A 26,387-nucleotide genomic window follows, 5' to 3' on the forward strand; every position below is an offset into this window, starting at 1 on the left:
GACACGGAAGACCGAAGGAAGACCCTCATGACCGACATCGCCATCACCGGACTCGGCTGCCGCTTCCCGGGCGCCCGCGACACCCGCGCCTACTGGAAGCTCCTGATGAGCGCAGAGCGCCAGTTCTCCCCCGTCCCGGCGGAGCGCTGGAACCACGGAACCTTCCACGAGCCCGGCAACCACTCGGCCACGCACGCCGCCTACACCGACCAGGTCGCCTTCCTGGACGGCGTGGACCGCTTCGACGCCCTCCACTACGGGGTGCCCCCCGCGCGCGCCCGGGCCATGGACCCGCAGCACCGGCTGATGCTCGACGTCACCCGCGAGGCGCTCGAGGACGCGGGGATGGGGCGCGGCGACTTCGACCGGGAGAACACCGGCGTCTTCTTCGGCATCTCGGTCTCCGACTACAAGGACCTGATGGCGGCCCCGCTGCGCGCGATCTCCCTGGCCGAGCAGGAGGGGGCCGCGGACGGCTCCTTCGACCGCGACGCCGCCCGGGAGCAGGCCCAGCGGTTCGGCACCGTGCAGTCCTTCACGCTGCCCGGGAGCCTGCTCAACATGGCCTCCGGCACGGTGAGCCGGCAGTTCGACCTCGGTGGCCCCAGCTTCGCCGTCGACGCCGCCTGCTCCGGCTCGCTCGTCGCCCTCGACCAGGCGATCGCCCAGCTGCACCGGGGCGCCTGCCGGATCGCCGTCGTCGGCGGCGTGTACCTCAACCTCACGCCCGACAGCCTGATCGGCTTCTCCCGGCTGCGCGCGCTGTCCGCGGCCGGGGTGTGCCGCCCGTTCGACGCGGAGGCCGACGGCTTCGTCCTCGGCGAGGGCGCCGGCACGGTCGTCATCCGGCCGCTCGCCGACGCGCTCGCCGCCGGGGACCGCGTCTACGCCGTGATCAGGGGCATCGGCTCCGCCAACGACGGGGCCTCCCCCGGCCCGCTGGTGCCCACGGCCGAGGGCCAGCTGCGCGCCATGCGCCGCGCGTACGAGGACGCCGGGGTCCCGCCGTCCTCCGTCGGCTTCCTGGAGGCCCACGGCACCGGCACCGCCGCGGGCGACCGCGCCGAGATCGAGGCACTGCGGCGGCTGCGCACCGAGTGGCCGGACGACGACCCGAGCCTGTGCTACCTCGGCTCGGGCAAGGCCCTCATCGGGCACTCGCTGTCGGCGGCGGGCATCGCGGGCCTGATCAAGACGGCCCTGGTGGTCCACCACCGCACGATCGTGCCGCAGCCGCGCACCGCCCCGCACCCGGAACTGGGCGTCGCCGCGGCCGGCCTGCGCTTCGCCGAGGCCCCGCGGCCGTGGGCGGACGGGAACGCCCCGCTGCGGGCGGCCGTGAGCTCCTTCGGCTTCGGCGGCACCAACGTCCACGTGGTGCTGGAGGAGCGGCCCGCGCCGGCGCCGGCCGGCCCGCCTCCGGAGCCCCCCTTTCACGGCGCCGGCACGCCCCAGCTGGTCCTCCTCTCGGCCGGCAGCCCCCGCCTGCTGGACCGGCACATCGGCGACGTGCTCGGCGCCCTCGAGGCACTCGACCCGGCGGACCGGCCCCCGCTGGGGGCGCTGGCCCACACCCTGGGCGGGCGTCAGCCGCTGAAGACGCGCCTGGCGATCGTGGCCGCCGACACGGAGGAGTTCACGGAGCGGCTGCGCCGGGCCCGCCGGCAGCTGGAGGACGGCGCCCGGGGTGACCTCGGCGACGACGCCTTCGCCGCCGAGGCCCCGCTGCCGGCCGCGCAGCGCCGCATCGCCCTGCTCTACCCCGGCCAGGGCAGCCAGCGGCCGGGCATGATGCGCGACCTCTACGAGCGGTACGCCGGGTTCCGTACGGCCGTCGACGCCCTGGGCGCGGTGGCCGGACCGGACACGGCCGCCCTGCTGTACGGGACGGGCTCCGCCCGCGGCCAGGCTGAGGAGGCCATGCGGCGGCTCACCGCCACCGAGGTCTGCCAGCCGGTGCTGGGCACCGTCCAGGTCGCCGCCACCCGCTTCCTCGCCGACTGCGGCATCACCCCGGACCTCACCCTCGGCCACAGCGTCGGGGAGTTCGCGGCGGCGGCCGCCGCAGGGGCGCTGACCGGCGAGGACACCGTACGGCTGCTGGCCGGGCGGGGCGCGGCCCTGGGGCGGGCGGCGGAGAACGGCCCGCCGGGCGGGATGCTCGCCGTGCAGACGGACGAGGAGACCTGCCGGCGGCTGGTCGAGGGGATCGACGGCGTGTGGCCGGCCTGCTTCAACGAGCAGCGCCAGATCGTGGTCAGCGGCACCGCGGAAGGCCTGGCCGCCCTGCGGGAGGCCTGTGCCGGGGCCGGAGTGGTCACGGTGGCGCTGGAGGTGGCGGGGGCCTTCCATTCCCCGCTGCTGGCCCCGGCCGAGGAGGAGGTGCGCACGCTCCTCGCCGCCCGGCGGATCGTCGCTCCCGTGGTGCCGTTCGTCTCGTCGGTGAACGGGGAACGGTGCGCGGACCCCGCCGCGCTGCGCGGGCTGTGGGCCCGGCACGCGTCCGCGCCGGTCCGCTTCGGCGACGCGGTCCGCACCGCCTACGAACAGGGTGCGCGCGTGTTCCTCCAGGTCAACGGCGGGAGCTCGCTGCTCACCCCGGTACGCCGCACCCTCTACCACCACGACGACGTGCACCTCTTCGCCGCCGACGCGGTGGAACGGGAGGACGGCCGCGGCTTCGTCCGGACCCTGGCCCGGCTCGCGGTCCTGGGCGCCCCGGTCGACCCGCGGGGCCTGGTACCGGCCGAGCACCGCCGGCTGCTGGACCTGCCGCCGGCGGAGCTGGACACCCAGTCCTACTGGGTACCGGGCAAGCGCCCCGCCCCGGCGGGACGCGCCACGGCCCGGCCCGTCGCGCCCACGGAGCCTCCGTCGGACGACACCGCGTACGAACTCCTGCGCATGATCCGCCACCAGGCGGCCCTCCTCACCCACCTCACGAACGCCCTCCCGTCCCCCCGCCCGGCTCCCGCACAAACACCCCCGGACCCCGCCCCCGCGACTGTCACGGCCCCGTCCGACACGACCCAGGCCGACACGGCCCAGGCCGAGGCAGGCCAGGCCGAGGCAGGCCCGGCCACCGCAGGCCCGGCTGAGGTAGGCCCGGCTGAGGCAGGCCCGGCCGTGGACGCCACGGCCGGTGCCACCCCGCCAGCGGACGCTCAGGCAGCAGCCGCGCCGGTTGTGGACCCCTGGGCCGCGGACACCCGGGCCGGTCGGGCCCCGGCCGCGACCGGCCCCGTCGGTCCTCCGCCGGCAGCACCGGACCCGGCCGGCCCTGCCCCGCAAGGCCCGGCCCTGACCTCGGCGACCGCCCCCGAACCCACGGTCCCCACCCGGACAACCCCCGCCGGCCGGCCCCCTGCCCCTGCCCCGGACGTTCCGGCAGCGGAAACCCGGGCCGCGGACGCCCAGGCCGCAGGCGGCCGGCACCCGGCCGACCGGGCCCCGGCCGCCACCGGCCTCGCCGGTCCTCCGCCGGCAGCACCGGACCCGGCCGGCCCTGCCCCGCAAGGCCCGGCCCTGACCTCGGCGGCCACGGTGCCGGCAGGGGGCGGCGTCGGGGCGGCGTCCGCCGACCGGGTGCCCGCCCCGCCGGCCTCCGTACCGGCTCCCGCCGGCCCGCTCGCTCCTCGCGTGCCGGCCCGCGAGGAGCCCGTGCCCGCCGCGACCGCCCCGGAGGCGTCGTCGCCCCCGGCCGGCTCCGGCGCGGCCGACACCACCCAGGCGGGAGCCACGGCCGACGTGGTCACCGAGTCCGTGTTCGCGCACGTGGCCCGGGTCAGTGCCTTCCCCGTCAGCCATCTGCGCGGGGACCAGCTCCTGGTCGACGACCTCGGTTTCGACTCGCTGATGCTGACCGACCTGTTCACGGCCCTGGCCCGGCAGTGGCCGCAGTGGGCCCTCGACGAGAGGGCCGCCGACCGGCCGACCATCGCCGGGCTGGCCGCGCTGATCGCCGCCGCCACCCCGGTCCCCGTACCGCAGGCCGTGCCGGAGCCGGCCGCCACGGTCCCCGTACCGGAGGTCTCCCCCGAGGCCGCACCAGCCGCCGCACCGACGGACTTCAGCCCGCCGGCCGCCCCCGCCCGGCCCGCCACCCCGGCCCCCGCACCCGGCATGTCCCCCGAGGCCGCACCGGCGGCCGTACCGGAGGTGTCTCCGGAGGCCCCCTCCGAGGCCGCGCCGGTGGCCCTCCCCGCGCCGCCCGCCGCCCCCGCGGCCGCGGCCCCCGCGGCCGGGCCGGCGCCCGGCTGCGACCCGCCGCCCGCAGGGCACTCGCTGCCCGACGCGCACACGCGGATCGAGTGCTTCCCCGAGGTCGCCCGCCACGGCGAGCGCCTCGCGCTCCTCGACCGGACGGGGCTGGCCAACCCGTACTTCCTCGTCCACGAGGGCGGCCTGACCGGCACCACCGTGGTCGACGGCCGGGAGCTCGTCTCCTTCTCCGGCTACAACTACCTCGGCATGGCAACGGACCCGCAGGTCACGGCGGCGGCCACCGAGGCCGTGGAACGCTACGGCACCTCGGTGTCCGCCAGCCGGCTGCTGTCCGGCAACCGCCCGCTCCACCTGGAGCTGGAGGCGGAACTCGCCGGTCTGCTCGGCTGCGAGGACGCCCTCGCCCTGGCCAACGGCCACGCCACGAACGTCACCGTCATCGGGCACCTCGTGGGGCCCGGGGACCTCGTGGTCCACGACGCCCTCGCCCACGACAGCATCCTGCAGGGCTGCCGGCTCTCCGGCGCCACGCGCCGGCCGTTCCCGCACGACGACGTCGCCGCCCTGGACGCCCTCCTCGCACAGATCCGCAACCAGTACCGCAGGGTGCTCGTGGTCGTCGAAGGCGTGTACAGCATGGACGGCGACATCGCCGACCTGCCCGCCCTCATCGAGGTCAAGCGCCGGCACGGCGCCCTGCTGATGGTCGACGAGGCGCACAGCATCGGGACGATCGGCCCGACCGGCGGGGGCGTCGGGGAGTACCACGGCGTCGACCGCGCGGCCGTCGACCTCTGGGCGGGCACCCTCTCCAAGGCCCTGGCCGGCTGCGGCGGCTACGTCGCGGGCACCGAACGGGTGGTCTCGTACCTGCGCTACACCGCCCCCGGGTTCGTCTACAGCGCCGGGCTGACCCCGGCCGACACCGCCGCCTCCCTGGCCGCGCTGCGCCTGCTGCGGGCCGAGCCGGAGCGGGTGGCCCGCCTGACGGCGAACGCCGCCCTGTTCACCCGTCTCGCACGGGCGGCGGGCCTCGACACCGGCGACAGCCACGACACGCCGGTCGTGCCGTGCATCGTCGGGGACTCGGCCAAGACCCTGCGCCTCGCGGAGGCCCTGTTCCGGCAGGGCATCAGCGTCAACCCCATCCTCCATCCGGCCGTCCCGGAGGAGAAGGCCCGGCTGCGGTTCTTCGTCACCCGCGACCACACGCCCGAGCAGATCCGCCGGACGGTGACCGCCCTGACGCGGGAACTGCGCCGGCTCGAGGCGGCGGAATCCGGCGGTGCCGCCGACGCGGCGCCGGCCGCCGCCTGACCCGGGGCCCGCCATGGACACCGTCTTCCTGCCGCTCGCCCCGGGCCGCGTGCACCACTGGGGCGGGGCCGGGCTGCTCGTGGCCCACCGCCCCGACCTCACCCACCTGCCGCTGTGCCTCTCCCCCGCCGAACAGCGGGTGGCCCGCGCGCTGCCGGCCTGGCGGCGGTCCGAGTGGATGGCGGGCCGCCTCCTCGCCAAGCGGCTGGCCGGCGAACTCCTCGGGGCGCCGGCGCGGGAGGTGGAGGTCCTGCCCAGGGACGACGGCAGCCCGCAGCTCCTCGTCGGCGGCCTGCCGCTGCCCCGCGTGCACGTCTCCATCAGCCACACCCCCGGCCACGCCGCCGCAGCGCTGGCGTGGCGGCCGGTGGGCGTGGACCTGTGCGAGACGGCCTCCGCCGCCGCCGTGCGCCGGGTCGCGGACCACGCCTTCTCCGCGGGGGAGCTCTCCCTGATCGGCCCGGACCGGGCCGAGGCGCTGGCCGGGGCGTGGGCGCTGAAGGAGGCCGCGGTCAAGGCCGACCGCAGCGGGGTGTTCGGCCCCGCGCCGCGCCGGGTCCCGCTGCTGGGGCTGCGGCCTCCCGCGCTCGGCGGGCCGCGCCGGGCGATGGCCTGGCGGACCGAGGAGGCGGTCGTGGCCCTCGTCCTCACGGGTCCGTGACACGGCGGACTCACCGGCCCGTGACACGGCGCCCCCACCGGCCCGTGACGCGGCGCCCCCACCGGCCCGTGACGCGGCGCCCCCACCGGTCCCTGACACGGCGGACGGCACCGCGTTGCGTTGGTGCTCCCCGCCCCGCCGGATCATGCTTGTCAGTGGAGCACCCTGGCCGGACTAGCGAGGGCGAGATGAGCGGCGATGGCGCAACTTCCCACCTTTCCCGGTGATCGGCCGCTGGAGACGAGCGGCTCCGCCGGGGCGGCGTACACCGCCACGGCCACGATCGCCGAGGACGGCGTCGTGACCGAGTGGGGCGCAGGCGCCCGCCGGCTGCTCGGATACGCCTCCTCCGAGGTCGTGGGGCAGCCCGCGGCCCGGCTGCTGGCCGAGGACGGCGGGGCCGTCTGGGAGACCGGGCCGGGGCGGGACCGGTGGAACGGCACGGTGGCGCTGCGGCACCGGGACGGGCGGCGCGTGGAGGTGCCGTTGCTCGCGCACCGGTGGACGTCGACGGGCGGGACCGTCAAGTGGACGGTGGTGTCCGCGGTGCCGGGTGCGGCCGAGCCGTCCTGGGAGGCTCCGCTGAACGAGTGGGCGTTCGCCCAGTCGCCCTGTTTCCTGGCGGTCTTCGACGCGGACCTGCGGCTGCAGCGGGCCAACACGGGCATGCAGCGCACCCTCTCCCTCACCGAGGAGCAGATGCGCGGGCTGCGGCTGCCGGAGATCGCCCCGGACCCGGTGAGCGACGAGACGGAACGCCGGATGCGCCTGGTCGTCGAGACCGGCGAGCCGCAGCAGCTGACCGCGTTCGTCCCCCTGACGGGCGAGGGGTCCGAGCACGGCTGGGAGACCTCGCTGGCCGCGCTGCGCGACCGGGACGGGCGGGTGCGGGCGGTGTGCCTGGCCGCGCACGACCGCGGTTCGGCCGAGCACGCCCCGCACCCCGAGCACCTGCGGCTGGCCGAGGAACTGACCGCCCGGCCGGCCGAGGGCGCCGCGCCGCCGGACGGGCCCGGCCGGGAGCACCGCGAGCACACCACCACGATGACGCTGCAGCGCAGCCTGCTCCCGCACACCCTCCCCCAGCAGGGGGCGCTGGAGATCGCCACCCGTTACCTGCCCGCGGGCGGTGAGGCCGGTGTGGGCGGCGACTGGTTCGACGTGATCCCGCTGTCCGGGGCGCGGGTGGCGCTGGTGGTGGGGGACGTGGTCGGGCACGGCATCCGGGCCTCCGCGACCATGGGCCGGCTGCGGACGGCCGTGCGCACCCTCGCGGACGTGGACCTGCCGCCCGACGAGCTGCTGACCCACCTGGACGACCTGATCATCCACCTGTCCGCCGACGAGGCCGATCCGGACGCGCCCGAGGAGTCCGCGGGGGGCATCGGGACGACCTGCCTGTACGTGGTCTACGACCCGGTGACCCGGCTCTGCACCGTGGCCCGGGCCGGGCACCCGCCGCCGGCCGTGGTGTCCCCGGAGGGTTCGGTGTACCTGCTCGACGTGCCGGCCGGGCCGCCGCTCGGGCTGGGGGGCCTGCCGTTCGAGACGATCGAGGTGGAGCTGCCCGAGGGCAGTCTGCTCGCCCTGTACACCGACGGGCTGCTCCAGATCCGGGAGCGCGACCTGGACGAGGCCCTGGACACCCTGTTCTCCGCGCTGACCAAGCCCGCCGCGGCGCTGGACACGGTGTGCGACCGGGTGCTGACGGCGCTGCTGACCCGCCGTCCCGAGGACGACGTGGCGCTGCTGGTGGCCCGGACCCGGGCCCTGCACACCGACAAGGTGGTGGTGTGGGACCTGCCGTCGGATCCCTCGGTCGTCGCCGACGCCCGCCGGTACACCACCGAGCAGCTGACGGCGTGGGAGCTGGACGAGGCCTCGTTCGTCGCCGAGCTGGTGGTGAGCGAGCTGGTCACCAATGCCATCCGCTACGGCCGGCCGCCCATCCAGCTGCGCCTGATCCACGAGAACGACACGCTGATCTGCGAGGTCTCCGACGCGAGCAGTACGGCCCCGCACATGCGGCGGGCCCGGACCTTCGACGAGGGAGGGCGGGGGCTGCTGCTGGTGGCCCAGCTGGCCGAGCGCTGGGGCACGCGGCACGCCCCCACCGGCAAGACCATCTGGGCCGAGCAGTCCCTCGTGGGGTTCTGAGGGAGGGCGTGGTGCGGCTCCGGGTTCCGTGTTCCGGTTCCCTGTGACGCGCCTGTGACAGTCGACGGACAACTCCATGAAGTGGCGCCCGCAAGCTCTTTAACAGGGACATACAGCGACATTCCGATATATGTCCCTCTGCTTCCAAGGGTGTGAGCAGCAGCGATGACCGAGCCGACACGGCGGAGGAAATCCCATGAGCCTCACCCTCGTCCTGGAGCACGTCGAAGCCCCCTCGACCTCGAACTCGGCCTCCACCTCTCTCGCCCCGCGTGAGCAGGAGGCGCTGCGCCACATCGCCGCCGGGTGCACCTACCTCCAGGCCGCCCGGCACATGGGTCTCTCCAAGCACACCGTCGACGCCTACCTGCGCCGCATCCGCGCCAAGTTCGGTGTCAACACCACGGCCGAGCTGACCCGCCTGGCCATCTCGCTGGGCCTCTGACCCACAGGGCACCGGCCCCCCGGTCTCCCGGCCCTACGGCCCGTACGGCATCGCGCCGTACGGGCCGTCGTGCTGTGCGCGGAAGACGGGCAGGGCCCAGGCCGGGGGCTCCTGCGGCGGCTCGGGGATCACGCAGACCTCGGTGGGCGGGTGCCCGGGCCCGGGCTCGGCGTCGACGCGGCGGGCGGGGGTGCCGGTGGCGGCGCGCAGGGCGGCGACGAACTCCAGGCAGGTGTCGTAGCGGTCCTCGGGCACCTTCGCCAGGCCCTTGGCCAGCACCTCGTCGACGGCGGGGGCGATGTCCGGCCGTTTCCCGGTGAGCGGCGGGGGCTGGTCGTACTGGTGCGCCCACAGCAGCGCGGTCGGGTCGGTGTCGCGTCCGAAGGGCGGCCCGCCCGCGAGGGTTTCGTAGACCACGCAGGCCAGGCTGTAGAGGTCGCACCTGCCGTCCACCGGGCGGCCGGAGATCTGCTCGGGTGCCATGTAGTCGACCGTGCCGACGAACTCCCCGGCGGTGGTGAAACCGGTGGGTGACAGCGCCTTCTTCGTGAGTCCGAAGTCGGTGAGGTAGATGTGCTCGGGGTGGTCGCTGTCGGTGCCCGCGGCGACCAGGACGTTGCCGGGCTTGACGTCCCGGTGGACGAGGTCGTGGCGGTGGGCCGCGTCGAGCGCGGAGGCCAGCTGGCCGACGATCCGCAGGGCGGTGGCGACGGGGAGCGGTCCCTCCCGGTCCAGCAGGGCCCGCAGGTCCAGGCCGGCGACGTAGCGCATGGCGATGTAGAGGACGCCGTCGGTCTCGCCGGCTTCGAAGACGGGCACGATGTGGGGGTGGTCGATGGAGGCGGCCACCCGTGATTCGTGGGTGAAGCGGCGCCGGAAGGTCTCGTCGCGGGCGCGTTCGGGGGCGATCAGCTTGAGCGCGACCGTGCGGTCCAGCCGCAGGTCCCTGGCCTGGTAGACGACGGCCATGCCACCGCGGCCGATCATGCGCTCGACCAGGTAGCCGGCGATCTGCCGGCCGATGAGCCCGGAGGCCCGGCCCGCGTACAGGTGCAGATTGGATGCCGTGCCCATCAGGCGCCGCCCTCACCCGGCCGCCGCGGTCGCGCTGGGGGCGCGGCGGGCCGCTCTTCGTCATCGAAAGTCTATCGAGTGGTGCTCCGGGGTGCCCCTCGTCGTCGGGGGGCGCCCTACGCACGGGACGTCCTCCGGGGCGGGTGCTCCGGAGGACGTCCGAGGGTGCTTCGGCCCGGGGTCAGTCGGAGCCGCCGTTGCCGCCGCGGCCGCCGGACCCGCTGCTCTCGCAGCCGACGCCGATGCAGATGCCGCCGTTGCCGCCCCGGCCGCCGTCGCCGCCGTCGCCCCCGGGAGGGGCGTCGCCGCCGTTGCCGCCGTTGCCGCCGTTGGCGCTGCCGCGGCAGACGCCGGCGCAGATGCCGCCCTTGCCGCCGTCGGTGCCGTTGCCGCCGGCCGTTCCGGTGGTGCCGTCTCCGCCGTTGGCGCTGCCGTTGCAGAGGCCGGCGCAGACGCCGCCGTTGCTTCCGTTGGTGCCGTTGACGGTGCCGTTGCAGCGGCCGGCGCAGACGTTGTCGCCGACGCGGACGCTGCCGTTGCCGATCTTGACCCCGCCGGTGCCGGTGCCGGAGCCGCCGAAGATCTTCCCGACCGGGCTGCCGGAGCCGGAGCCGTGGTGTGCGAGGACCTGGGCCGGCTGGACCGCCGGGGCGGCCGGGGCGGCGGAGGCGATCGGTGCGAGGGCTCCGGCGCCGAGGAGGGTGGTGGAGACGACGAGACCGAGACGAAGCTTCCAAGAACGTACACGCATGGCATTTCTTCCTTGCTGGGGAACGGTTTCCGCTACGGCTGAGAAGTCTTTTTCCATCGGGATGCGCAGGGCGCCCCGGCCGTTTCGGGCCGGGGCGCCCGGGAGCCTTTCCGTTTCGGCTCGCCCGCCTCGACTGATCAGCCGGCGGAGCCGCTCATCAGGGCGAACCAGTCTCCGTCGAGGTACTGCTTCTTCCAGGTGTCGATCTGCTCGGTGGTGATCTTGTACTTGTCGGCGATCTTGTCCTTCATCGCCTTGGAGTCGTCGGCGGCCATCACCGTGAGCACGATGCGCACCTTGTCCACCACCGTCAGCTCCGACTTGGGCTTGTCGGGCAGGTCGCCGAAGCCGAGGCAAGCCGTTCCGCCGGGCTTGCCGGGCTCGCCCGGCTGGCCGGGCTGACCGCCCTTGCCGCCCTCGCCGCCCTTTCCGCCTTCGCCGCCCGCGCCGCCCGCGCCGCCCGCGCCGCCCAGGACGCAGTCCGAGGTCTGCAGGCCGGGGGCCGAGGCGCTGGTGGCCGCCGGGGTGTGGGACACCGCCGCCTGCGCGGCGCAGGCCGTACCGGTGACGAGGGCCAGGGAGGCCGCGGCCAGGATGAGCGGACGCTGGAAGGGGATCGTGAACATGGGGGTTTCTCCGTTCAGAGAACGTTCGAGTCAGAGGATGGGATGGGATCGGGGGGGGGTGGGGGGGTGGAGGCCCGAGGGCCTCCACCCCGTCATGCCGGGGCCGGTCAGAAGATGCTTCCGCCGCCGGCGCCACCGCCGCCGCCGAGGCCGCCGAAGATGCCGAGGCCGCCGGTGCCGCCCTTGCCGCCGTTGCCGCCCTGGAAGACGCCGAACCCGCCGCCGCCGCCCTTGCCGCCGTTGCCGCCCTTGAGGATGCCGTCGCCGCCGCTGCCGCCGCCGCCGCCGTTCCCGCCGAAGAGGCCGGAGCCGCCCTTGCCGCCGCCGCCGCCGTTACCGCCGATGACGCCGTCGCCGCCACCGCCGCCACCGCCGCCGCCACCGCCGGAGAGGACGCCGTTGCCGCCGTTGCCGCCCTTGCCGCCGTCGCCTCCGGTGCCGAAGACGCTGCCGCCGCCGGAGCCGCCGGAGCCACCGCCGCCGCCGATCAGGCCGCCGCCGCCGTCGCCGCCGTCCCCGCCCTTGCCGCCGCCGTGGGGGAGGGCGGTGACCACGTGGGACGGAGTGGGGGCCGCCATGGCCGTCGAGGCCGGGAGAACGACGCCTCCGGTGACGATGGCCGCCGCGGCCGCCAGAGTGGCGAGACGGAATCCCCTGCGCGTCGGACGAACGGTGCCGGTGGTGTCAAACTTGCGGTTCATGACTTTCTCCTGACTGTGCCTGATATTTATCGGGGTGCCCCGCAATTTCGGGGCGGTGCGGTGAGGGGATCGATCGGGAATTCCTTCTGGAGGATTTCCTTCTCTTTCCTGTTTCCTCGTTTCCTTTCCGCTCCTCAAGTAAGCCCCAGCGGGCACGGCAGGGTCACGTTCCGGAAAGTCGGGACTTGACAGGGCCGCGGTCGGCGGATAAAAGCGGCGCTCAGCCGACCCGGTCGACCAGGACGACCGCCACGTCGTCGGCCAGGCGGCCCCGCGCATGGCGCAGCAGGGCCTGGCGCAGGCCCTCCAGGAAGGACTGCCGGGTGCGGTCGCACAGCTTCTCCATGGCCCCGGCCAGGTCGAAGAAGGCGTTGTCGCCGTCGCGGGCCTCGATGACCCCGTCGGTGTGCAGCAGCAGCCGGTCCCCCGGCAGGAACGGATAGCTGTCCGTCCTCCCCGGGGGACCGCTGATGAACTCCTCCAGGCCGAGCGGCGGCAGCGGGACGGCGGGCGCGAGGGGGCGGACCTCGCCGTCGCGCAGCAGCAGCGGGGGCGGATGGCCCCGGTTGACGACCTGGACGTCGAGGGTGTCGGGGACCTGGGCCACCAGCGCGGTCACGAAGCCCTCCAGGAGGACGTCGTCCCCCTGGGCCAGGCCCGCGCCCGGGGTGGCGGCGTCCCGGCGCAGGGCCGCCCCGCAGTGCCGGACGACCTCCACCAGGTCGTCCTCGTAGTGCACGGATTCCCGGAAGGCGCCCAGGACGACGGCGGCGGCGCGCACGGCCGGCAGTCCCTTGCCGCGGACGTCCCCGACGATCAGCCGGATCCCGTACCGGGTCTGGACGGCGTCGTAGAGGTCGCCGCCGATCTGCGCGCCCGTCTCGGCGGCCAGGTACATGCTGGCGGCCCGTACGGGACCCAGCCGGGCGGGCACGGGCCGCAGCAGGACCTCCTGGGCGGCCTCGGCGATCCGGCGGACCTGTCCCAGCTCGTGGTCCCGGCGGGTCCGGACGGTGCGGCTGGTCATGACGCTGGCCGTGGTCACGAGGACGAGGGCCAGGAGGTTGGTGTAGACCTGCTGGCCGCCCCAGGCGTGGTTGTACGTGGCGGTGACGACGCTGACCGCGAGGGCCAGTCCGGCCGCCGCGAGCGTGCCCGCGGGGCCGAGGGCCACCGCAGCGAGGGCGGGGGTGGCGACCAGCAGCGGGCCGGAGTACACGGCGTGCGCGGGAGTGAGTTCGACGACGAGCACCACGAGGGCGACCGCGAAGGGGAGTGCCTGCGCGAGGGCGAAGAGGATCTGGTGGTGGCCGCCGGCTCCCGGTCCCGGGGGCGAGCGCCAGGGCGCTCTCATGTGTCCAGCCTGCCCCGCCCGGGCGTACGGCCGCCACTTCGTGCGGCGCGTCGCGCCGGACCGCCGTCCGGGGGCCCGGCGCAGGGGGTAGGGATGCGGAAACGGCCCGCCGCCGGCCCCCGCGACACCGGAGCGCCCCCCCGCATGAGCACCGACCCCGCCCAGGTCCCCCGGGTCTCCCGGGAGGAGTTCGACGCCCTGTTCGCCGAGGTCCGCACCTGGGGCCGCTGGGACCCGGCCGCCCGGGGCGCCTGGAACCGGGTCACCCCCGGCCATGTGCGGCGGGCGGCGGCCCTGGTCCGCGACGGTGCGACGGTGCCGCTCGGGCGGCCGTGGGACACCCGGCCCGCCCCGGACAACCCTCGGCCGGCCCTGCACCACATGACCGACCTGGGCGACGTGGAGTCCCCGGAGCCGACCGCCCACAAGGACTTCCTCGGCGCCGACTACCACGGCAAGTCCGTCAGCCACCTCGACGCGCTGTGCCACATCGCCTACCGGGGGGAGCTCTACGGGGGCCGCCCGGCCCGCGACTCCGTCGGCTCGGGCGGCGCCCGCTTCGGCTCGGTGGCCGCCCTGGGGCCGCTCGTCACCAAGGGCGTGCTGCTGGACCTGCCCGCCGTCCTGGGGGCCGGCTGGCTGGAGCCCGGGCGGGCGGTGCGGGCGGGCGACGTGCTGGCCGCGGAACGGGCGCTCGGCGCGCAGATCGACGAGGGCTGCGCGGTGCTGCTGCGCACGGGCCGCTTCCGGCGCCGCCGGGAGCTGGGCCCGTGGGACCTCGACGCGGCGAGCGCGGGATTCCACGTGGACGCGGTGCCCCTGCTCGCCGAGCGGGGGATCAGTCTGCTGGGCTCGGACGGGGACGGCGACCTGCGCCCCTCGCCGGTCGAGGGCGTGCACTCCCCGGTCCACACCCTCGCGCTCACGGCCATGGGGGTGCCCCTGCTGGACAACCTGGACCTGGAGGGGCTGTCCGCCGCCTGCGCCGGAACCGGACGGTACGCGTTCCTGCTCGTCGTGACGCCCCTGAACGTGCCGGGCGGGACGGGGTCGCCGGTCAATCCGGTCGCCGTCCTGTGAAGGGGGAAAACACCCGGAATATACTCGAAACGCACTGATTGACGTTTCACCGCACGGACCAGAGCACACGGCACGGACCACGGCGATCATCCCTAAGCGGCCGGGTTCACCCCGGCAGGGAAGTGATGCAGATGGGGGTCACGGGAGACCAGACCGGCCCGGCACGCTCCCGTGAGCGCTTCCTGGGGGGCGATCCGGTGGAGGACACGGTGCGCGGGCCCATTCTGAACTCCTGGCTGCGCTGCCGGCTGCTGGGGCTCTCCCCCGACGAGTCCGATCTCCCCTACCGGGAGGACTTCGATCCCGACAGCCGGCTCGTCCGGGCCGCCGGACCGGTCCTCGACGAGCTACAGCAGCGGTTCTCCGGCAGCCGGATGAACATCTCGGTGACCGACGCGGACGGCATGGTGCTGCAGCGCCGCTTCGGCGAGCCCTCCCTGGCCCGGAGCCTGCCCCCCATCCAGAGCCAGCCGGGCTTCGTCTTCGCCGAGCGGTACGGCGGAACCAACGGCATCGGCCTCGCACTGGCCGAACGCCGGCCCGTGCAGGTCTACCGGGCCGAGCACTTCGCCGAGCGCGCCCAGTCGAACGCCTGTTGCGCCGCTCCCATCCGCGACCAGCTCAGCGGGCACATCGTCGGCGTGCTCTGCTTCGGCTACCCCTACGCCTACGAGCACCCGGACCTGCCGGTCCTGCTGGGCCGCGCGGTCGGCACGATCGAGCGGCGGCTGATGGCCCAGAGCGCCGAGCGCGAGCGCGGCCTGCTGCACACCTACCTCGACGCCGAACGGCTCGCCGGGACGGCCCCGGCCGGGCCCGGCGCGGCGGACGGGACGGCGGTGCCGCCCGGCCCCGCCGCACCGGGCCTGGACCCGCACGACCGGGCGGTCCTCAGGGAGCGGGCCACCGAGCTGATCTCCTCGGCCCGCCGGGGCGCCTTCGGCGTGGCCCTCCCCCACGGCGGCGAGGCCACCCTGCTCAGCCGCCCGCTCACCAGCGGCACCGGGGTGGACGGCATGGTCGTCGAGGCCGTCATCGGCGCCGGCCCGCCCGGCCCCCACGCCCCGTCCGCGTCCCCGTCCGCGTCTCCGTCCCGGCCGCCGGACGCGTTCCGCGGCCTGGTGCTGGTCGGCGAGCCCGAGGTCGGCAAGTACGCCGTCGCGGCCCGGCGGCGCCTGGAACTGCTGGCGGAGGCCAGCAGCCTCATCGGCACCACCCTGGACGTGGCCCGCACCGCCCTGGAACTCGCCGAGACGGCCGTCCCCCGGCTGGCCGACTACGTCACCGTCGACCTGCCCGAGTCCGTCCTGCACGGCGAGGAGTCCGCCGACCCGGGGGCCGAGCTGCACCGCACGGTGGTCCACGGCATCCGCGACGACTGCCCCTTCTACCCGGCCGGGCAGCACGTGCGGCTGCTCCCCGGCACCCCGCACATGCGCTGCCTGACCGGCGGGCACCCCGTCCTGGAGCCCGAGCTGGGCTCCGCGGCCGGCTGGATCGCCCAGAACCCGGAACGGGCCCGCCGGCTCCTGGAGCACGGGGTGCACTCCCTCATCGTCGTCCCGCTGCTGGCCCGCGGGGTGCTGCTGGGCATCGCGAGCTTCTACCGCTCCCAGGACCCGGCCCCGTTCGGGGACGACGACACCCGGCTCGCCGGGGAGCTCGCCGCCCGCGCCGCCCTGTGCATCGACAACGCCCGCCGCTACACCCGGGAGCACAACCTGGCCCTGGCCCTCCAGCGCAGCCTCCTGCCGCGCGGCCTGCCCGAACAGGGCGCCGTCGAGGTCGCCCACCGCTACCTGCCCGCCGAGTCCGGGGTCGGCGGCGACTGGTTCGACGTCATCCCGCTCTCCGGCACCCGGGTCGCCCTCCTCGTCGGCGACGTCGTCGGCCACGGACTGCACGCCGCCGCCACGATGGGCCGGCTGCGGACCGCCGCCCGCACCTTCGCCGAACTGGAGCTCGCCCCCGACGAGCTCCTCACCCACCTGGACAACCTCCTGGTCCGCCTGGACCGGGAGGAGGGCGGCGACGAGGCCCCGGGCAGCACGGGTGTCGTCGGGGCCACCTGCCTGTACGCGGTCTACGACCCCACCACGCGGCTGTGCACCATGGCCCGGGCGGGCCACCTCCCGCCGGCCCTGGTCCACCCCGACGGCGCCGTGACCTTCCCCGACCTGCCCGCCGGTCCCCCGCTGGGCCTGGGCGGACTGCCCTTCGAGACGGCCGAGTTCGAGCTGCCCGAGGACAGCACGCTGGTCCTCTACACCGACGGCCTCGTGGAGGACCGGCACCGCGACATCGACGTCTCCCTCGACCGGCTGCGGAGCGTCCTCGCCCACCCGGACCGGGCCCCCGAGGACACCTGCCGGGCCGTCATGGACGCCATGGCCCCCGAACACCCCGACGACGACATCGCCCTCCTCGTCGCCCGCGCCCACACCCTGCCCGCCGAGCGGATCGCCGACTGGGAACTGCCGGCGGACCCCGCCAGGGTCTGCGACGTCCGCGCCGCCGCCACCCGGCGGCTGGCCGAATGGGGGCTGGAGGAGCTCGCGTTCGCGGCCGAACTGCTGCTGAGCGAGCTGGTCACCAACGCCATCCGCTACGGGGGCGAGCCGATCCGGGTCCGCCTCATCCGCGACCGCAACCTGATCTGCGAGGTCTCCGACGGCGGCAGCACCGCCCCCCACCTGCGGCGGGCGGCCAGCACGGACGAGGGCGGCCGCGGCCTGTTCCTCGTCGCCCAGCTGGCCCAGGCCTGGGGCACCCGCTACACCCCGCGGGGCAAGGTGATCTGGGCCGAATGCGCCCTGGATGCCGCATAACGTCCGTCGTACCCCGGAATGAGCACCGACGGCCAGTAGCATCCCCCTGTCCCGCCCTCCCGTGCGGGGGTCCGAGGCCGGCCCCGGAGACGTCCCGTGCACGACGCCCATGACGAGTACGACGCCCCACCGCACCCGGACACGGAGCCGCTCGTGCGGATCCGGGGTCTGCGCAAACGGTTCGGCGGCACCCTCGCCCTGGACGGGGTGGACCTCGACCTGAACGCCGGCAGCGTCCTCGCGCTCCTCGGCCCCAACGGCGCCGGCAAGTCCACGCTCATCAAGGTGCTCGCCGGGGTCCACCGGGCCGACGCGGGCGAGGTGAGCGTCGCCGGGCACCCGCTCGGCTCCGGAGCCGCCCGCGCGGCGATGTCCTTCATCCACCAGGACCCCGGCCTGGTCGACTGGATGACCGTCGCCGAGAACACCGCCCTGGGCACCGGCTACCCGCGCCGCCTCGGCCTGATCTCCTGGCGGCGCACCCGGGAGCGGTGCGCCGACGCCCTCGCGGCCGTCGCCGGCCATCTGGACCCCGCCGCCCGCGTCGCCTCCCTCGCCCCCGCCGAACGCTCCCTGGTGGCCATCGCCCGGGCCGTCGCGCGCGACACCCGCCTCCTCGTCCTCGACGAGCCCACCGCCACCCTCCCCGCCGCCGACTGCGCCCGCCTCTTCGACGTCCTGCACGCCCTGCGCGACCGGGGCCACGGCATCCTCTACGTCACCCACCGGCTCGACGAGGTCCACCGGGTCGCCGACTGCTTCGCCGTCCTGCGCGACGGACGCACGGCCGCCCGGGGGCCCCTCGCCGGATACGACCCCGGCCGGCTGGTCCGGGACATCACGGGCGGCGCCCCGGCCGGACCCCGGCGCCCGGCCCGCACCGCGCCGCCGCCCGGGAGGCCCCCCGTCCTGCGCCTGGACGCCGTGAGCACCGAAGGCGGCGGGCCCGTCAGCCTGGAGCTGGCGGCCGGGGAGATCCTGGGCATGGTGGGGCTGACCGGCGCCGGCCACGCGCACCTGGGCCGCGCCCTCGCCGGGGTGCTGCCGCTGTCCGGCGGGCGGGTCCTGCTCGACGGGCGGCCGTACCGGCCGCGCGGACCGGCCGGGGCGGTGCGCCGGGGCGTGGGCTTCGTGGCCGCCGACCGACAGGAGGAGGGCTGCGCCCCCGACCTGACGGTCCGGGAGAACCTCCTGGCCAACCCGAGGGCGGCCGGGGTGCCGGCCTGGCGCTGGCTGGGGCCCCGGCGCGAGCGGCGCGAGGCGGCCGCGCTGGCCGAACGGTTCGCGGTGCGCCCCCGGGACACCGAAGTGCCCGTGGCCACCCTGTCGGGCGGCAACCAGCAGAAGGTCGTCCTGGCCCGGTGGCTGCGCGGGCACCCGCGGCTGCTGGTCCTGGAGGAGCCGACCGCGAGCGTGGACGTGGGCGCCAAGGCCGCGGTCCACCGGATGCTCGACGGGGCGGCCGCCGACGGGACGGCGGTCCTGCTGGTGTCCACCGACTTCGAGGAGGTCGCGGACCTCTGCCACCGCGCGCTGGTCTTCGTCCGCGGATCGGTGGCGGCCGAGCTGTCCGGCGCCCGCCTGACCCCGGCCGGACTCACCCGCACCGCCTCGGCCATGCCCGCGATCACCGGACCTGCGGGGGCTCCGTGAGCGGCTGGTCCCCGCGCGGGCACGTCGTCGGCAGCTACGGCCTGCCGGCCCTGGGCCTCCTGCTCTTCCTGGCGTTCTCCCTCGCCCTGCCGGACACCTTCCCCACCCGGGAGAACGTGTCCTCGATCCTGTCCAACCAGTCGATCCCCGCCCTGCTCGCCCTGGGGGCCACGGTCCCGATCGCCACCGGGAAGTTCGACCTGTCCCTCGGCTACGGTCTGGGCCTGGCCCACGTCCTGGTGATGCACCTCGTCGTCGACACGGGCACGCCCTGGGCACTGGCCTGCCTGGCCGTGGTCGCGGGCGGAGCGCTGGCCGGCGCGGTCAACGGGATCGTCGTCGAGTTCGCCCGGATCGACTCCTTCATCGCCACGCTGGGCACCGGCAGCATCATGTACGCCTTCACCGGATGGCTCACCAAGGGCAGCCGCATCGTGCCCGGCCCGCAGGGACTGCCGCCCTCCTTCACCGCCCTGTACGACACCACGTTCCTCGGTCTGCCGCTGCCGGCGTTCTACGTGCTGGCCGCCGCCGTGCTGCTGTGGGCGGTGCTGGAACGGCTGCCCTTCGGCCGGTACCTGTACGTCACCGGCTCCAACCCCCGTGCCGCCGCCGTCCTGGGGATCCCCATCCGCCGGTACTCGGTCTGGGCGTTCGCCACCTCGGGCCTGGTCACGGGGGTGGCCGGGGTACTGCTCGCCGCGCAGCAGCAGACCGGGAACCCGAGCGTCGGACTGGACTACCTGCTGCCCGCGTTCGTCGGCGCCCTGCTGGGCTCCACCACCGTCAGACCCGGCCGGGCCAACGCACCCGGGACCCTGGTGGCGGTCGGGGTGCTCGCCGTCGGGCTCGCCGGGATCGGCCAGCTCGGCGCCGACTTCTGGGCCACCCCGCTGTTCAACGGCGGGACGCTGCTGCTGGCCGTCGGCCTGGCCGGGTACGCGGCGCGGCGACGGCTGCGCGCCCGCCCCGCGGCGGCCGGTCCCGCCCCTCCCGCCGATGACGGCTCCCCCCGGCCACCCGCGCACCACCAGCCCCCGCGCATCCCTGATCAGGAGCACCGTGTACCCGAACCGCAAACGCCTCCTCGCGGCCGCGGCCCTGTGGGCCGCCGCCGCCCTCGCAGCGGGCTGCGGGGGCGGCGGCTCCGCGCACCCCTCGGCCACCGCCCCGGGCGCCCGCTGCCCGGCTGCGCTCGCCCGGGCGAAGGAGGCGGTCCGGCGGGCCGAGCAGACGGACACCGGCTGGAACGGGCCCACCACCGGCCCCGCGGCGGTCCCCGGCAAGTCCCTGGTCTACGTCGCCCAGACCATGACCAACCCCGGGGTGGCCGGGGTTGCCGAAGGGGTCCGGGAGGCCGCCGCCGCCATCGGCTGGCAGGTCCGGGTGATCGACGGGGACGGCAGCCCGGCGGGCATCCAGGCCGCGCTCAGCCAGGCGGTCACCCTGCGGCCCTCGGGCATCGTCATCGGCGGCTTCGACCCGCGGCTGACGGAGCAGCAGACGGCGCACGCGCAGGCCCAGGGCATCACGCTGATCGGCTGGCACGCGGTCGGCTCCCCCGGCCCGAGCACGGAGCCCCGGCTGTTCACCAACATCACCACCAGGGTGGAGGAGGTGGCGGGGATCAGCGCGGACTGGGTCATCGCCCGCTCCGGCGGCGCGGCCGGAGTGGTCGTCTTCACCGACGACTCCATCCCCTTCGCCCGCACCAAGGCGGAGCTGATCGGACGGCGGCTCGCCGGCTGCCCGGGCGTGGACGTGCTCGCCACGGAGAACATCCCCATCCCGGACGCCGGGCAGCGCACCCCCCAGGAGGTCTCCTCGCTCCTGGCGCGCTTCGGGGACCGGTGGACCGACTCCGTCGCCATCAACGACCTGTACTTCGCCGACGCCGCCCCCGCGCTGCGCGCCGCCGGACGCCCGGGCGGGGGGCCGCCCTTCAACATCGGTGCGGGCGACGGGGACCCGTCCGCCTTCCAGCGGATCAACAGCCACGGGTTCCAGGCGGCCACCGTCCCCGAACCGCTGTCCCAGCAGGGGTGGCAGGCCGTCGACGAGTTCAACCGCGCCTTCGCCGGGCGGCCCGCCAGCGGTTACGTCGCCCCGGTCCACGTGGTGACGGCCGGCAACAGCGGCGGGGCCGCGTCCTGGGACCCGAAGGGCTACCGGGAGGCGTACCGGAGGATCTGGCACGGCGGGTGAACAGGGGCGGGGGGCGCGGCGCCGCGTCCCGGGGCCGGTGCGGGGTTGGTTGTCCGGTTATGGGTAGTCTTCCCGGGTCGGTGTGCGGGTTCCGTCAGGGCGGGGTGGGTTGTCATGGGTCGTCAGACAGGGGTGCGCGCCGGGGCGGTGGCCGCGGTGCTGCTGCTCGGGCTGAGCGGGTGCGGCGGCCCGAAGGGCCAGGGGGACGGGAAGGCCCCGGACGGGCCGGCCGCGAGCGCGAGCCCCGCACCGTCCGCCTCCTCCGCGCCCCCGGCCGGTGACGCCAAGCCGGCCCCGGGCGACGTGCTGCCCGGCATGGTGGGCGCGGCCGTCGCGCGCGCCCAGCTGGCGGCCCTGCCGACGGGCAGGCCCGGCACGATGGCCGGGTACAGTCGCGACAAGTTCACGCACTGGGCCGAGCAGGGCGACAAGTGCGACACCCGCGAGGTCGTCCTCCAGCGCGACGGCAAGGACGTCGCCCGCGACTCCGAGTGCCGGGCCGTGAAGGGCAGCTGGAAGAGCCTGTACGACGGGGTCACCGTCAACGAGGCGTCGAAGCTGGACATCGACCACATGGTCCCGCTCGCCGAGGCCTGGCGCTCGGGCGCGGCAGCGTGGGACGCGGCCAAACGCAAGGCCTTCGCCAACGACCTGACGCGCCCCCAGCTGCTGGCGGTCTCGGCCGCCTCCAACCGCTCCAAGGGCGACCAGAGCCCCGACCTGTGGCAGCCCTCGGACAAGTCGAGCTGGTGCCAGTACGGGCGCGCCTGGACCACCGTCAAATCCCATTACGGGCTGACCGTCACCGAAGCCGAGAGGGCCATGCTGACCACCATGATCGACACCTGCGCCGCATGACCGGCCCCCGCCAGTACCAGTGGCAGGACGAGGTCCTCGCCGGCCCCGGCGGGGCCATGACCGACGAGGTCGGCGTCATCACGGGCCCGCTGACGCTGCGCACCACCGGCGGCCCCGACGGCACGGTCCGTTTCGAGGTGCAGTACACCGACGCGGACGAGTGGTACACCCTCACCGGCAGCCCGGCGGCGCACGGCGACCCCTACGCACTGCACATCGCGGCACTGCGGGCGATCCGCGAGGGGGGCGGCGCCGAAGCTCCCGCGCCGCCCGTCTGAGCAGCCGTCCGAGCATCCGTTCCGGACGGGCCGTTGGGCCGCTCGGGTGACGGGCGATAACCCCTGGCGCCGGGCGCAGTTGATCCAGACGTCCCGCCGGGGACAGCTCATGCGACAGAAGGATCACCAATGCTCAAGAAGTTCATGGCCACCGCTGCGGTCACCGCCTCCATCCTGGGCACGGGCGCCCTCGCGGCCTCCCCGGCGATGGCGATCGGCAACGACAACGGCGTCAACACCGTCAACGGCAACGGCTCGCAGCAGATCTACGGCAACCAGGAGACCTCGGGGGCGATGAGCCCCCAGCTCAGCGCGATCCAGGGCTCGCTGAACAAGGCCTGCGTCGCCCTGCCGGCCAAGGTCAACGTCCAGTCCGTGCTCTCCGCGGTCAACGTCGGCATCCAGGACATCGCGATCGCCTCCAACCCGCAGAACCAGCAGTGCACCGAGAACTCCACCCAGGCCAAGGGTGACGAGACCCTTTCGCACATCCTGTCCAACATCCCGATCCTGTCCGGGAACGTGTCGGCCGGCAGCTGATCCAGCGGTTCCGGAGCGGCGTGGCGACGCGGTCGCCACGCCGCTCCGGCGTTTCTCCGCGCCGCACATGAAGTTTGGTCTAGACCTTGACAGGGCGAGACCCCGGGCACCGGGAACCCGTCCGGGTTCGTGGTCAGCGAGGCCCAGTTCAACCAGATGTTCCCGGACCGCAACCCCTTCTCCACCTACAACGGCCTGGTCGCGGCGCTCTCCGCATGCCCCGCGTTCGCCCACACCGGGGACGACACCGTCAAGCGGCGCGAGGCGGCGGCCTTCCTCGCGAACGTCTCGCACGAGACCGGCGGGCTGGTGTACATCGTCGAGCAGAACACCGCCAACTACCCGCACTACTGCGACGCCTCCCAGCCCTACGGCTGCCCGGCCGGCCAGGCGGCGTACTACGGCCGCGGCCCCATCCAGCTCAGCTGGAACTTCAACTACAAGGCCGCCGGCGACGCCCTCGGCATCAACCTGGTCGCCAACCCCTACCTCGTCGAGCAGGACCCGGCCGTCGCGATGAAGACGGCGCTCTGGTACTGGAACACCCAGAACGGCCCCGGCACGATGACCGCGCACGCGGCCATGGTCAACGGAGCGGGCTTCGGCGAGACCATCCGCTCCATCAACGGGGCCCTGGAGTGCAACGGCGGCAACCCGGCGCAGGTGCAGAGCCGGGTGGACAAGTACCAGGCCTTCACCCGGCTGCTGGGCGTCACCCCGGGGGCCGGCCTGAGCTGCTGACCCCTTCAGTGGCCCCGCAGCGCGGTGGCCAGCTGGGCCCGGGAGCGGACGTCGAGCTTCTGGTAGATCCGGGTGAGCCGGGCTTCGACGGTCTTGACGCTGAGGAACAGCTTCGCGGCCGCCTCCTGGTTGCTGGCGCCCCCGCCGACCAGCAGGGCGAGGCGGGCCTCGGCGTCGGTCAGCGCCGCCGCCCCCGGGTGCGGGACGCAGGTCTCGGGGGCGTTCTCCCGGGCCAGGGCGAGCCACGGCTGCGCCCCGGCCCGTTCGAACACCTCGGCGGCGTCGCGCAGCGCGGCCCGGGCCGGCGCCCGGCGGCGGCGCCGGCGTTCCACCCGGGCCAGCGCGAGCAGCGTACGGCCCCGCTCCAGGGGCAGTCCCAGGGCCTCGAAGCGCTGGACGGTGGCCTGGAGCAGGGCGACGGCGGGCTCCGGTTCGCCCTGCGCCGACAGCGCGAGCCCCCGGGCCCGGTCCAGGGCGGCGAGCACGGGGGTGCGTCCCAGGGCGCGGGCGACGGGGGTCACCGCATCGAGGAGGGCTACGGCCCCGGCCGGGTCGTCGGCGGCGACCAGGGCCTCGGCGAGCTCCCCGTGCCAGCGCAGGATGGAGGGGTCCACCACCTGCTGGGCCTCCTCCAGCTCGGCGACCCGGCGCAGGGTGGCCACCGCCTTGGCGGCCTCGCCGGTGGCCAGTTCGACGGTGCCGAGGGCGTAGAGGCCCCGGGAGAGGAAGACCTGGTCGTGTTCCTCCTCGGAGGCGCGGATGCCGCGGCGGGCGTAGGCGGCAGCCCGCGCGAAGCTGCCGCCGGCCGCCTCGGCGGTGGCGGCGACGTACCAGGCGGGTCCCGGGGAGAGGCCCGCCTCGATGGTCAGTTCCAGGGCGCGGCGGGCGTGCGCGGCGCCCAGGACGCAGGCCCCGCGCCGCAGTTCGACCTCGGTGAGGCTGCGCAGCACCTCGAAGACGTCCTCGGCGGAGCCGGTGCGCTGGACGGCGGGGAGCAGGACGAGGAGCCGGCTGCGGGCGTCGGCGAGCCGGTCGTCGAAGAGGGCGTGGCGGACGGCGAGGTACTGGGGGGCGTTGCGCATGCCGAGGGGGACCTCGGGGGCGGGCAGGGCAAGGGCCTCGGCCAGGATGTCCTCGGCGTCGGGGTCGGCGAGGATGCGTCCCATACGGGCCCGTACGGTCAGGGCCATGGCTTCGGCGACCTGGTCTCCCCCGGCCTTGGCGAGGGCCCCGGCCTCGGCCGCGGCGTCCCGGGAGCGGACGGGGTCCCCGTCACTGAGGTTGTGCTTCCAGGCGATGCGCAGCTGTACGGCGGCCAGCAGGGAGGGGTCGTCGGCGGCGTCGGCCTCGGCGCAGGCGAAGGCGAAGGTCTCGTCGAGGGCGGCCAGGGCCTGCCCGGCGGCGTCGATCACGGCGAGCCGGGCCCGTACCCGCTGGGCGGGTGAGGCGTCCCGGGCGAGGACGGCGCGGGTGGCACGGCGGGCGAGGTCGGCGCGGCCGGCCCAGCCGGCGTCCTCGGCGGCCGCGACGAGCCGGGCGAGTTCTTCGGCGGGCAGGTCCGCCGGGGTGCGCTCGGCGGCGAGCAGCCCGAGTTCGGCGGCCAGGGCCCGCTGGCCGCGGCGGCGGCAGGCGTCGGCGGCGCGGGTGATCTCGGCGGCGAGTTCCGCGTCGGGGGCGTCGACGGCGAGGGCGCGGTGGCGTACGGCCTGGACGGGGTCGCCGACGGCGGCGGCGAGGGCGGCGTGCCCGGCGGAGCGTTCGGGCCAGCCCGCGTCGGCGGCCAGGGCGGTGGGCAGGGCGCCGGCGGTGAAGGAGACGGCTCCGTCCTCGCCGACGGTGACCAGGGCGGCCCGTTCGGCCTCCGCGAGTTCCGCTTCGGCGTCGGGGCGGCCGGCGCGGCGCAGCAGGGCGGTGGTGGGGCGGGTGGCGAGGGCGGCGAGCAGCAGCGTGGGGCGGGTCCGGGCGGGGGCTTCGGCGAGGAGCCGGCGGGCGACCTCGCGGGCCTGGCCGGAGACGGGCAGGGGGTCGGCGTGGTGGGCGCAGCCGCCCTGGCTCCCGGCGGCTTCGGCGAGGGAGTGGCCGAGGGCGAGGGCGAGGCGGGGGTTGCCGCCGCTGGCCTGGTGGATGCGGCCGGCGAGGCGGGCGGGGAGGCCGTGGCGGAGCAGCAGTTCGGCGACCTCGTCGGCGCCGAGGGCGGGGACGCGGACGGCGGGGGCGCCGGGGCCGCAGAGGGTTTCGGCGGCGGGGGCGCCGTCCTGGGCGCGTTCGGCGACGAGCACCCGCACCCGGGGCGGGGTCAGGCGCAGGGCGAAGCGGAGCAGGTCGGCGCTCTCGGCGTCGAGCCACTGGGCGTTGTCGACGAGGAGCAGGAGGGGTCCGGGGGCGGCGAGGGTGCGCAGGACCTCGGCGAGGGCCAGGCGCAGGGCGACGTGGTCGCGTCCGGCGCGGGGTGCGTCGGTCTCGCGGCGCAGGAGGGCGATGGCGGTGCGCTGGGGTCCGGCGAGGCGGTCGAGGACGGGGCGGGGGACCCGGGCGAGGAGGGCGGCGGCGCAGGCCTCGGGTATGTGCCGGTCGGCGGCTTCGGGGGCGAGTCGCAGGACGGTCTCGCGGCGGGCTTCGGCGGCGGCCGCGACGGCGTGGGCCACCTCGGTCTTGCCGGCTCCGGCGGGGCCGGTGAGGACGGCGCGGCCGTGCGTGGTCAGCGCGCGGCCGACGGCCTCGATGAGTACGCCGTGTCCGACGTTGGTGTCAGCGTGCCCCGTCGCCGCCACGCACAGCCACCAGCCCTTCGCTCCCCGGTCCTGCCCTTCCTGTGAGAGGCGACAATACGAGGTCCGCCCCCCGGCGGACCCGGATTGTGACGCAGAATTCAGTCGGGCGACAGGAATGCGCCG

The 26,387-nt window shown here is 75.7% G+C and carries 17 protein-coding genes and 1 pseudogene; 12 read left to right on the forward strand and 6 right to left on the reverse strand.

What is annotated here, in order from left to right; genetic code table 11:
* Positions 1-27 precede the first annotated feature (27 nt).
* From B4U46_RS03855 to B4U46_RS03870, 4 genes are all read left to right on the forward strand, one after another.
* The gene (locus B4U46_RS03855; protein ID WP_079424090.1) at positions 28-5,541 is read left to right on the forward strand and encodes a type I polyketide synthase; all 5,514 of its coding nucleotides are present in this window, start codon (positions 28-30) and stop codon (positions 5,539-5,541) included.
* Positions 5,542-5,554: 13 nt separating this feature from the next.
* A complete protein-coding gene (locus B4U46_RS03860; RefSeq protein ID WP_123995868.1) occupies positions 5,555-6,202 on the forward strand; it encodes a 4'-phosphopantetheinyl transferase family protein in 648 nt (215 codons plus the stop codon).
* 198 nt (positions 6,203-6,400) lie between these two features.
* A complete protein-coding gene (locus tag B4U46_RS03865) occupies positions 6,401-8,359 on the forward strand; it encodes an ATP-binding SpoIIE family protein phosphatase (protein ID WP_079424094.1) in 1,959 nt (652 codons plus the stop codon).
* A 196-nt stretch (positions 8,360-8,555) separates the two neighbouring features.
* Positions 8,556-8,804: a response regulator transcription factor gene (locus B4U46_RS03870; RefSeq protein WP_079424096.1), complete on the forward strand. Its 249-nt coding sequence runs from the start codon at positions 8,556-8,558 to the stop codon at positions 8,802-8,804.
* Positions 8,805-8,837: 33 nt separating this feature from the next.
* Here B4U46_RS03870 and B4U46_RS03875 read toward each other — a convergent pair whose 3' ends face one another.
* The 5 genes from B4U46_RS03875 to B4U46_RS03890 form a co-directional block, all read right to left on the reverse strand.
* Entirely contained in the window at positions 8,838-9,878 is a 1,041-nt protein-coding gene (locus tag B4U46_RS03875) for a serine/threonine-protein kinase (protein ID WP_079424098.1), read from the reverse strand.
* Between the two features lie 181 nt (positions 9,879-10,059).
* Positions 10,060-10,629 (reverse strand): hypothetical protein, encoded by a 570-nt coding sequence (locus tag B4U46_RS38300; RefSeq protein WP_100864728.1) that lies wholly within the window; start codon positions 10,627-10,629, stop codon positions 10,060-10,062.
* A 137-nt stretch (positions 10,630-10,766) separates the two neighbouring features.
* The gene (locus tag B4U46_RS36270; protein ID WP_107438222.1) at positions 10,767-11,255 is read right to left on the reverse strand and encodes a hypothetical protein; all 489 of its coding nucleotides are present in this window, start codon (positions 11,253-11,255) and stop codon (positions 10,767-10,769) included.
* A gap of 107 nt (positions 11,256-11,362) precedes the next feature.
* A complete protein-coding gene (locus B4U46_RS37245) occupies positions 11,363-11,956 on the reverse strand; it encodes a hypothetical protein (protein ID WP_159036889.1) in 594 nt (197 codons plus the stop codon).
* Positions 11,957-12,176: 220 nt separating this feature from the next.
* A complete protein-coding gene (locus tag B4U46_RS03890; protein ID WP_079424100.1) occupies positions 12,177-13,310 on the reverse strand; it encodes a PP2C family protein-serine/threonine phosphatase in 1,134 nt (377 codons plus the stop codon).
* A 144-nt stretch (positions 13,311-13,454) separates the two neighbouring features.
* Here B4U46_RS03890 and B4U46_RS03895 point away from each other — a divergent pair, with 144 nt between their 5' ends.
* From B4U46_RS03895 to B4U46_RS03935, 8 genes and pseudogenes are all read left to right on the forward strand, one after another.
* Positions 13,455-14,390, forward strand: a complete 936-nt coding sequence (locus tag B4U46_RS03895; RefSeq protein ID WP_079424102.1) for a cyclase family protein — start codon at positions 13,455-13,457, stop codon at positions 14,388-14,390.
* Between the two features lie 131 nt (positions 14,391-14,521).
* Entirely contained in the window at positions 14,522-17,218 is a 2,697-nt protein-coding gene (locus B4U46_RS03900) for a SpoIIE family protein phosphatase (protein WP_079431545.1), read from the forward strand.
* Between the two features lie 96 nt (positions 17,219-17,314).
* A complete protein-coding gene (locus B4U46_RS03905) occupies positions 17,315-18,871 on the forward strand; it encodes a sugar ABC transporter ATP-binding protein (protein ID WP_079424104.1) in 1,557 nt (518 codons plus the stop codon).
* Between the two features lie 999 nt (positions 18,872-19,870).
* Positions 19,871-21,076, forward strand: coding sequence for a substrate-binding domain-containing protein (locus B4U46_RS03915; RefSeq protein WP_237292612.1), 1,206 nt, complete (start codon positions 19,871-19,873; stop codon positions 21,074-21,076).
* Between the two features lie 114 nt (positions 21,077-21,190).
* Positions 21,191-21,934 carry an HNH endonuclease family protein gene (locus B4U46_RS03920; RefSeq protein ID WP_079424108.1) on the forward strand — a complete coding sequence of 248 codons (744 nt, stop codon included), beginning with the start codon at positions 21,191-21,193 and terminating at the stop codon, positions 21,932-21,934.
* Positions 21,931-22,212, forward strand: a complete 282-nt coding sequence (locus B4U46_RS03925) for a hypothetical protein (protein WP_079424109.1) — start codon at positions 21,931-21,933, stop codon at positions 22,210-22,212. Before B4U46_RS03920 ends, B4U46_RS03925 begins: the two co-directional genes overlap by 4 nt.
* Before the next feature lie 129 nt (positions 22,213-22,341).
* Positions 22,342-22,752 carry a rodlin gene (locus B4U46_RS03930; RefSeq protein ID WP_079424110.1) on the forward strand — a complete coding sequence of 137 codons (411 nt, stop codon included), beginning with the start codon at positions 22,342-22,344 and terminating at the stop codon, positions 22,750-22,752.
* A gap of 111 nt (positions 22,753-22,863) precedes the next feature.
* A pseudogene (locus B4U46_RS03935) lies at positions 22,864-23,493 on the forward strand (chitinase); the annotation flags it as partial.
* A gap of 5 nt (positions 23,494-23,498) precedes the next feature.
* On the opposite strand, the gene B4U46_RS03940 reads toward B4U46_RS03935, so the two are convergent.
* Positions 23,499-26,264, reverse strand: coding sequence for a helix-turn-helix transcriptional regulator (locus tag B4U46_RS03940; protein ID WP_185117337.1), 2,766 nt, complete (start codon positions 26,262-26,264; stop codon positions 23,499-23,501).
* Positions 26,265-26,387 lie beyond the last annotated feature (123 nt).

This window comes from Streptomyces katrae, assembly GCF_002028425.1.
Taxonomy (GTDB): domain Bacteria; phylum Actinomycetota; class Actinomycetes; order Streptomycetales; family Streptomycetaceae; genus Streptomyces; species Streptomyces katrae_A.

Bases quoted from the DNA above. Each gene is read 5' to 3' on its own strand.
- B4U46_RS03875 (WP_079424098.1), bottom strand. From the start codon at position 9,878: ATGGGCACGGCATCCAATCTGCACCTGTACGCGGGCCGGGCCTCCGGG.
- B4U46_RS03915 (WP_237292612.1), top strand. From the start codon at position 19,871: ATGACGGCTCCCCCCGGCCACCCGCGCACCACCAGCCCCCGCGCATCC.
- B4U46_RS03920 (WP_079424108.1), top strand. From the start codon at position 21,191: ATGGGTCGTCAGACAGGGGTGCGCGCCGGGGCGGTGGCCGCGGTGCTG.
- B4U46_RS38300 (WP_100864728.1), bottom strand. From the start codon at position 10,629: ATGCGTGTACGTTCTTGGAAGCTTCGTCTCGGTCTCGTCGTCTCCACC.
- B4U46_RS03900 (WP_079431545.1), top strand. From the start codon at position 14,522: ATGGGGGTCACGGGAGACCAGACCGGCCCGGCACGCTCCCGTGAGCGC.
- B4U46_RS03895 (WP_079424102.1), top strand. From the start codon at position 13,455: ATGAGCACCGACCCCGCCCAGGTCCCCCGGGTCTCCCGGGAGGAGTTC.
- B4U46_RS03925 (WP_079424109.1), top strand. From the start codon at position 21,931: ATGACCGGCCCCCGCCAGTACCAGTGGCAGGACGAGGTCCTCGCCGGC.
- B4U46_RS37245 (WP_159036889.1), bottom strand. From the start codon at position 11,956: ATGAACCGCAAGTTTGACACCACCGGCACCGTTCGTCCGACGCGCAGG.
- B4U46_RS03930 (WP_079424110.1), top strand. From the start codon at position 22,342: ATGCTCAAGAAGTTCATGGCCACCGCTGCGGTCACCGCCTCCATCCTG.
- B4U46_RS03855 (WP_079424090.1), top strand. From the start codon at position 28: ATGACCGACATCGCCATCACCGGACTCGGCTGCCGCTTCCCGGGCGCC.
- B4U46_RS36270 (WP_107438222.1), bottom strand. From the start codon at position 11,255: ATGTTCACGATCCCCTTCCAGCGTCCGCTCATCCTGGCCGCGGCCTCC.
- B4U46_RS03890 (WP_079424100.1), bottom strand. From the start codon at position 13,310: ATGAGAGCGCCCTGGCGCTCGCCCCCGGGACCGGGAGCCGGCGGCCAC.
- B4U46_RS03860 (WP_123995868.1), top strand. From the start codon at position 5,555: ATGGACACCGTCTTCCTGCCGCTCGCCCCGGGCCGCGTGCACCACTGG.
- B4U46_RS03870 (WP_079424096.1), top strand. From the start codon at position 8,556: ATGAGCCTCACCCTCGTCCTGGAGCACGTCGAAGCCCCCTCGACCTCG.
- B4U46_RS03865 (WP_079424094.1), top strand. From the start codon at position 6,401: ATGGCGCAACTTCCCACCTTTCCCGGTGATCGGCCGCTGGAGACGAGC.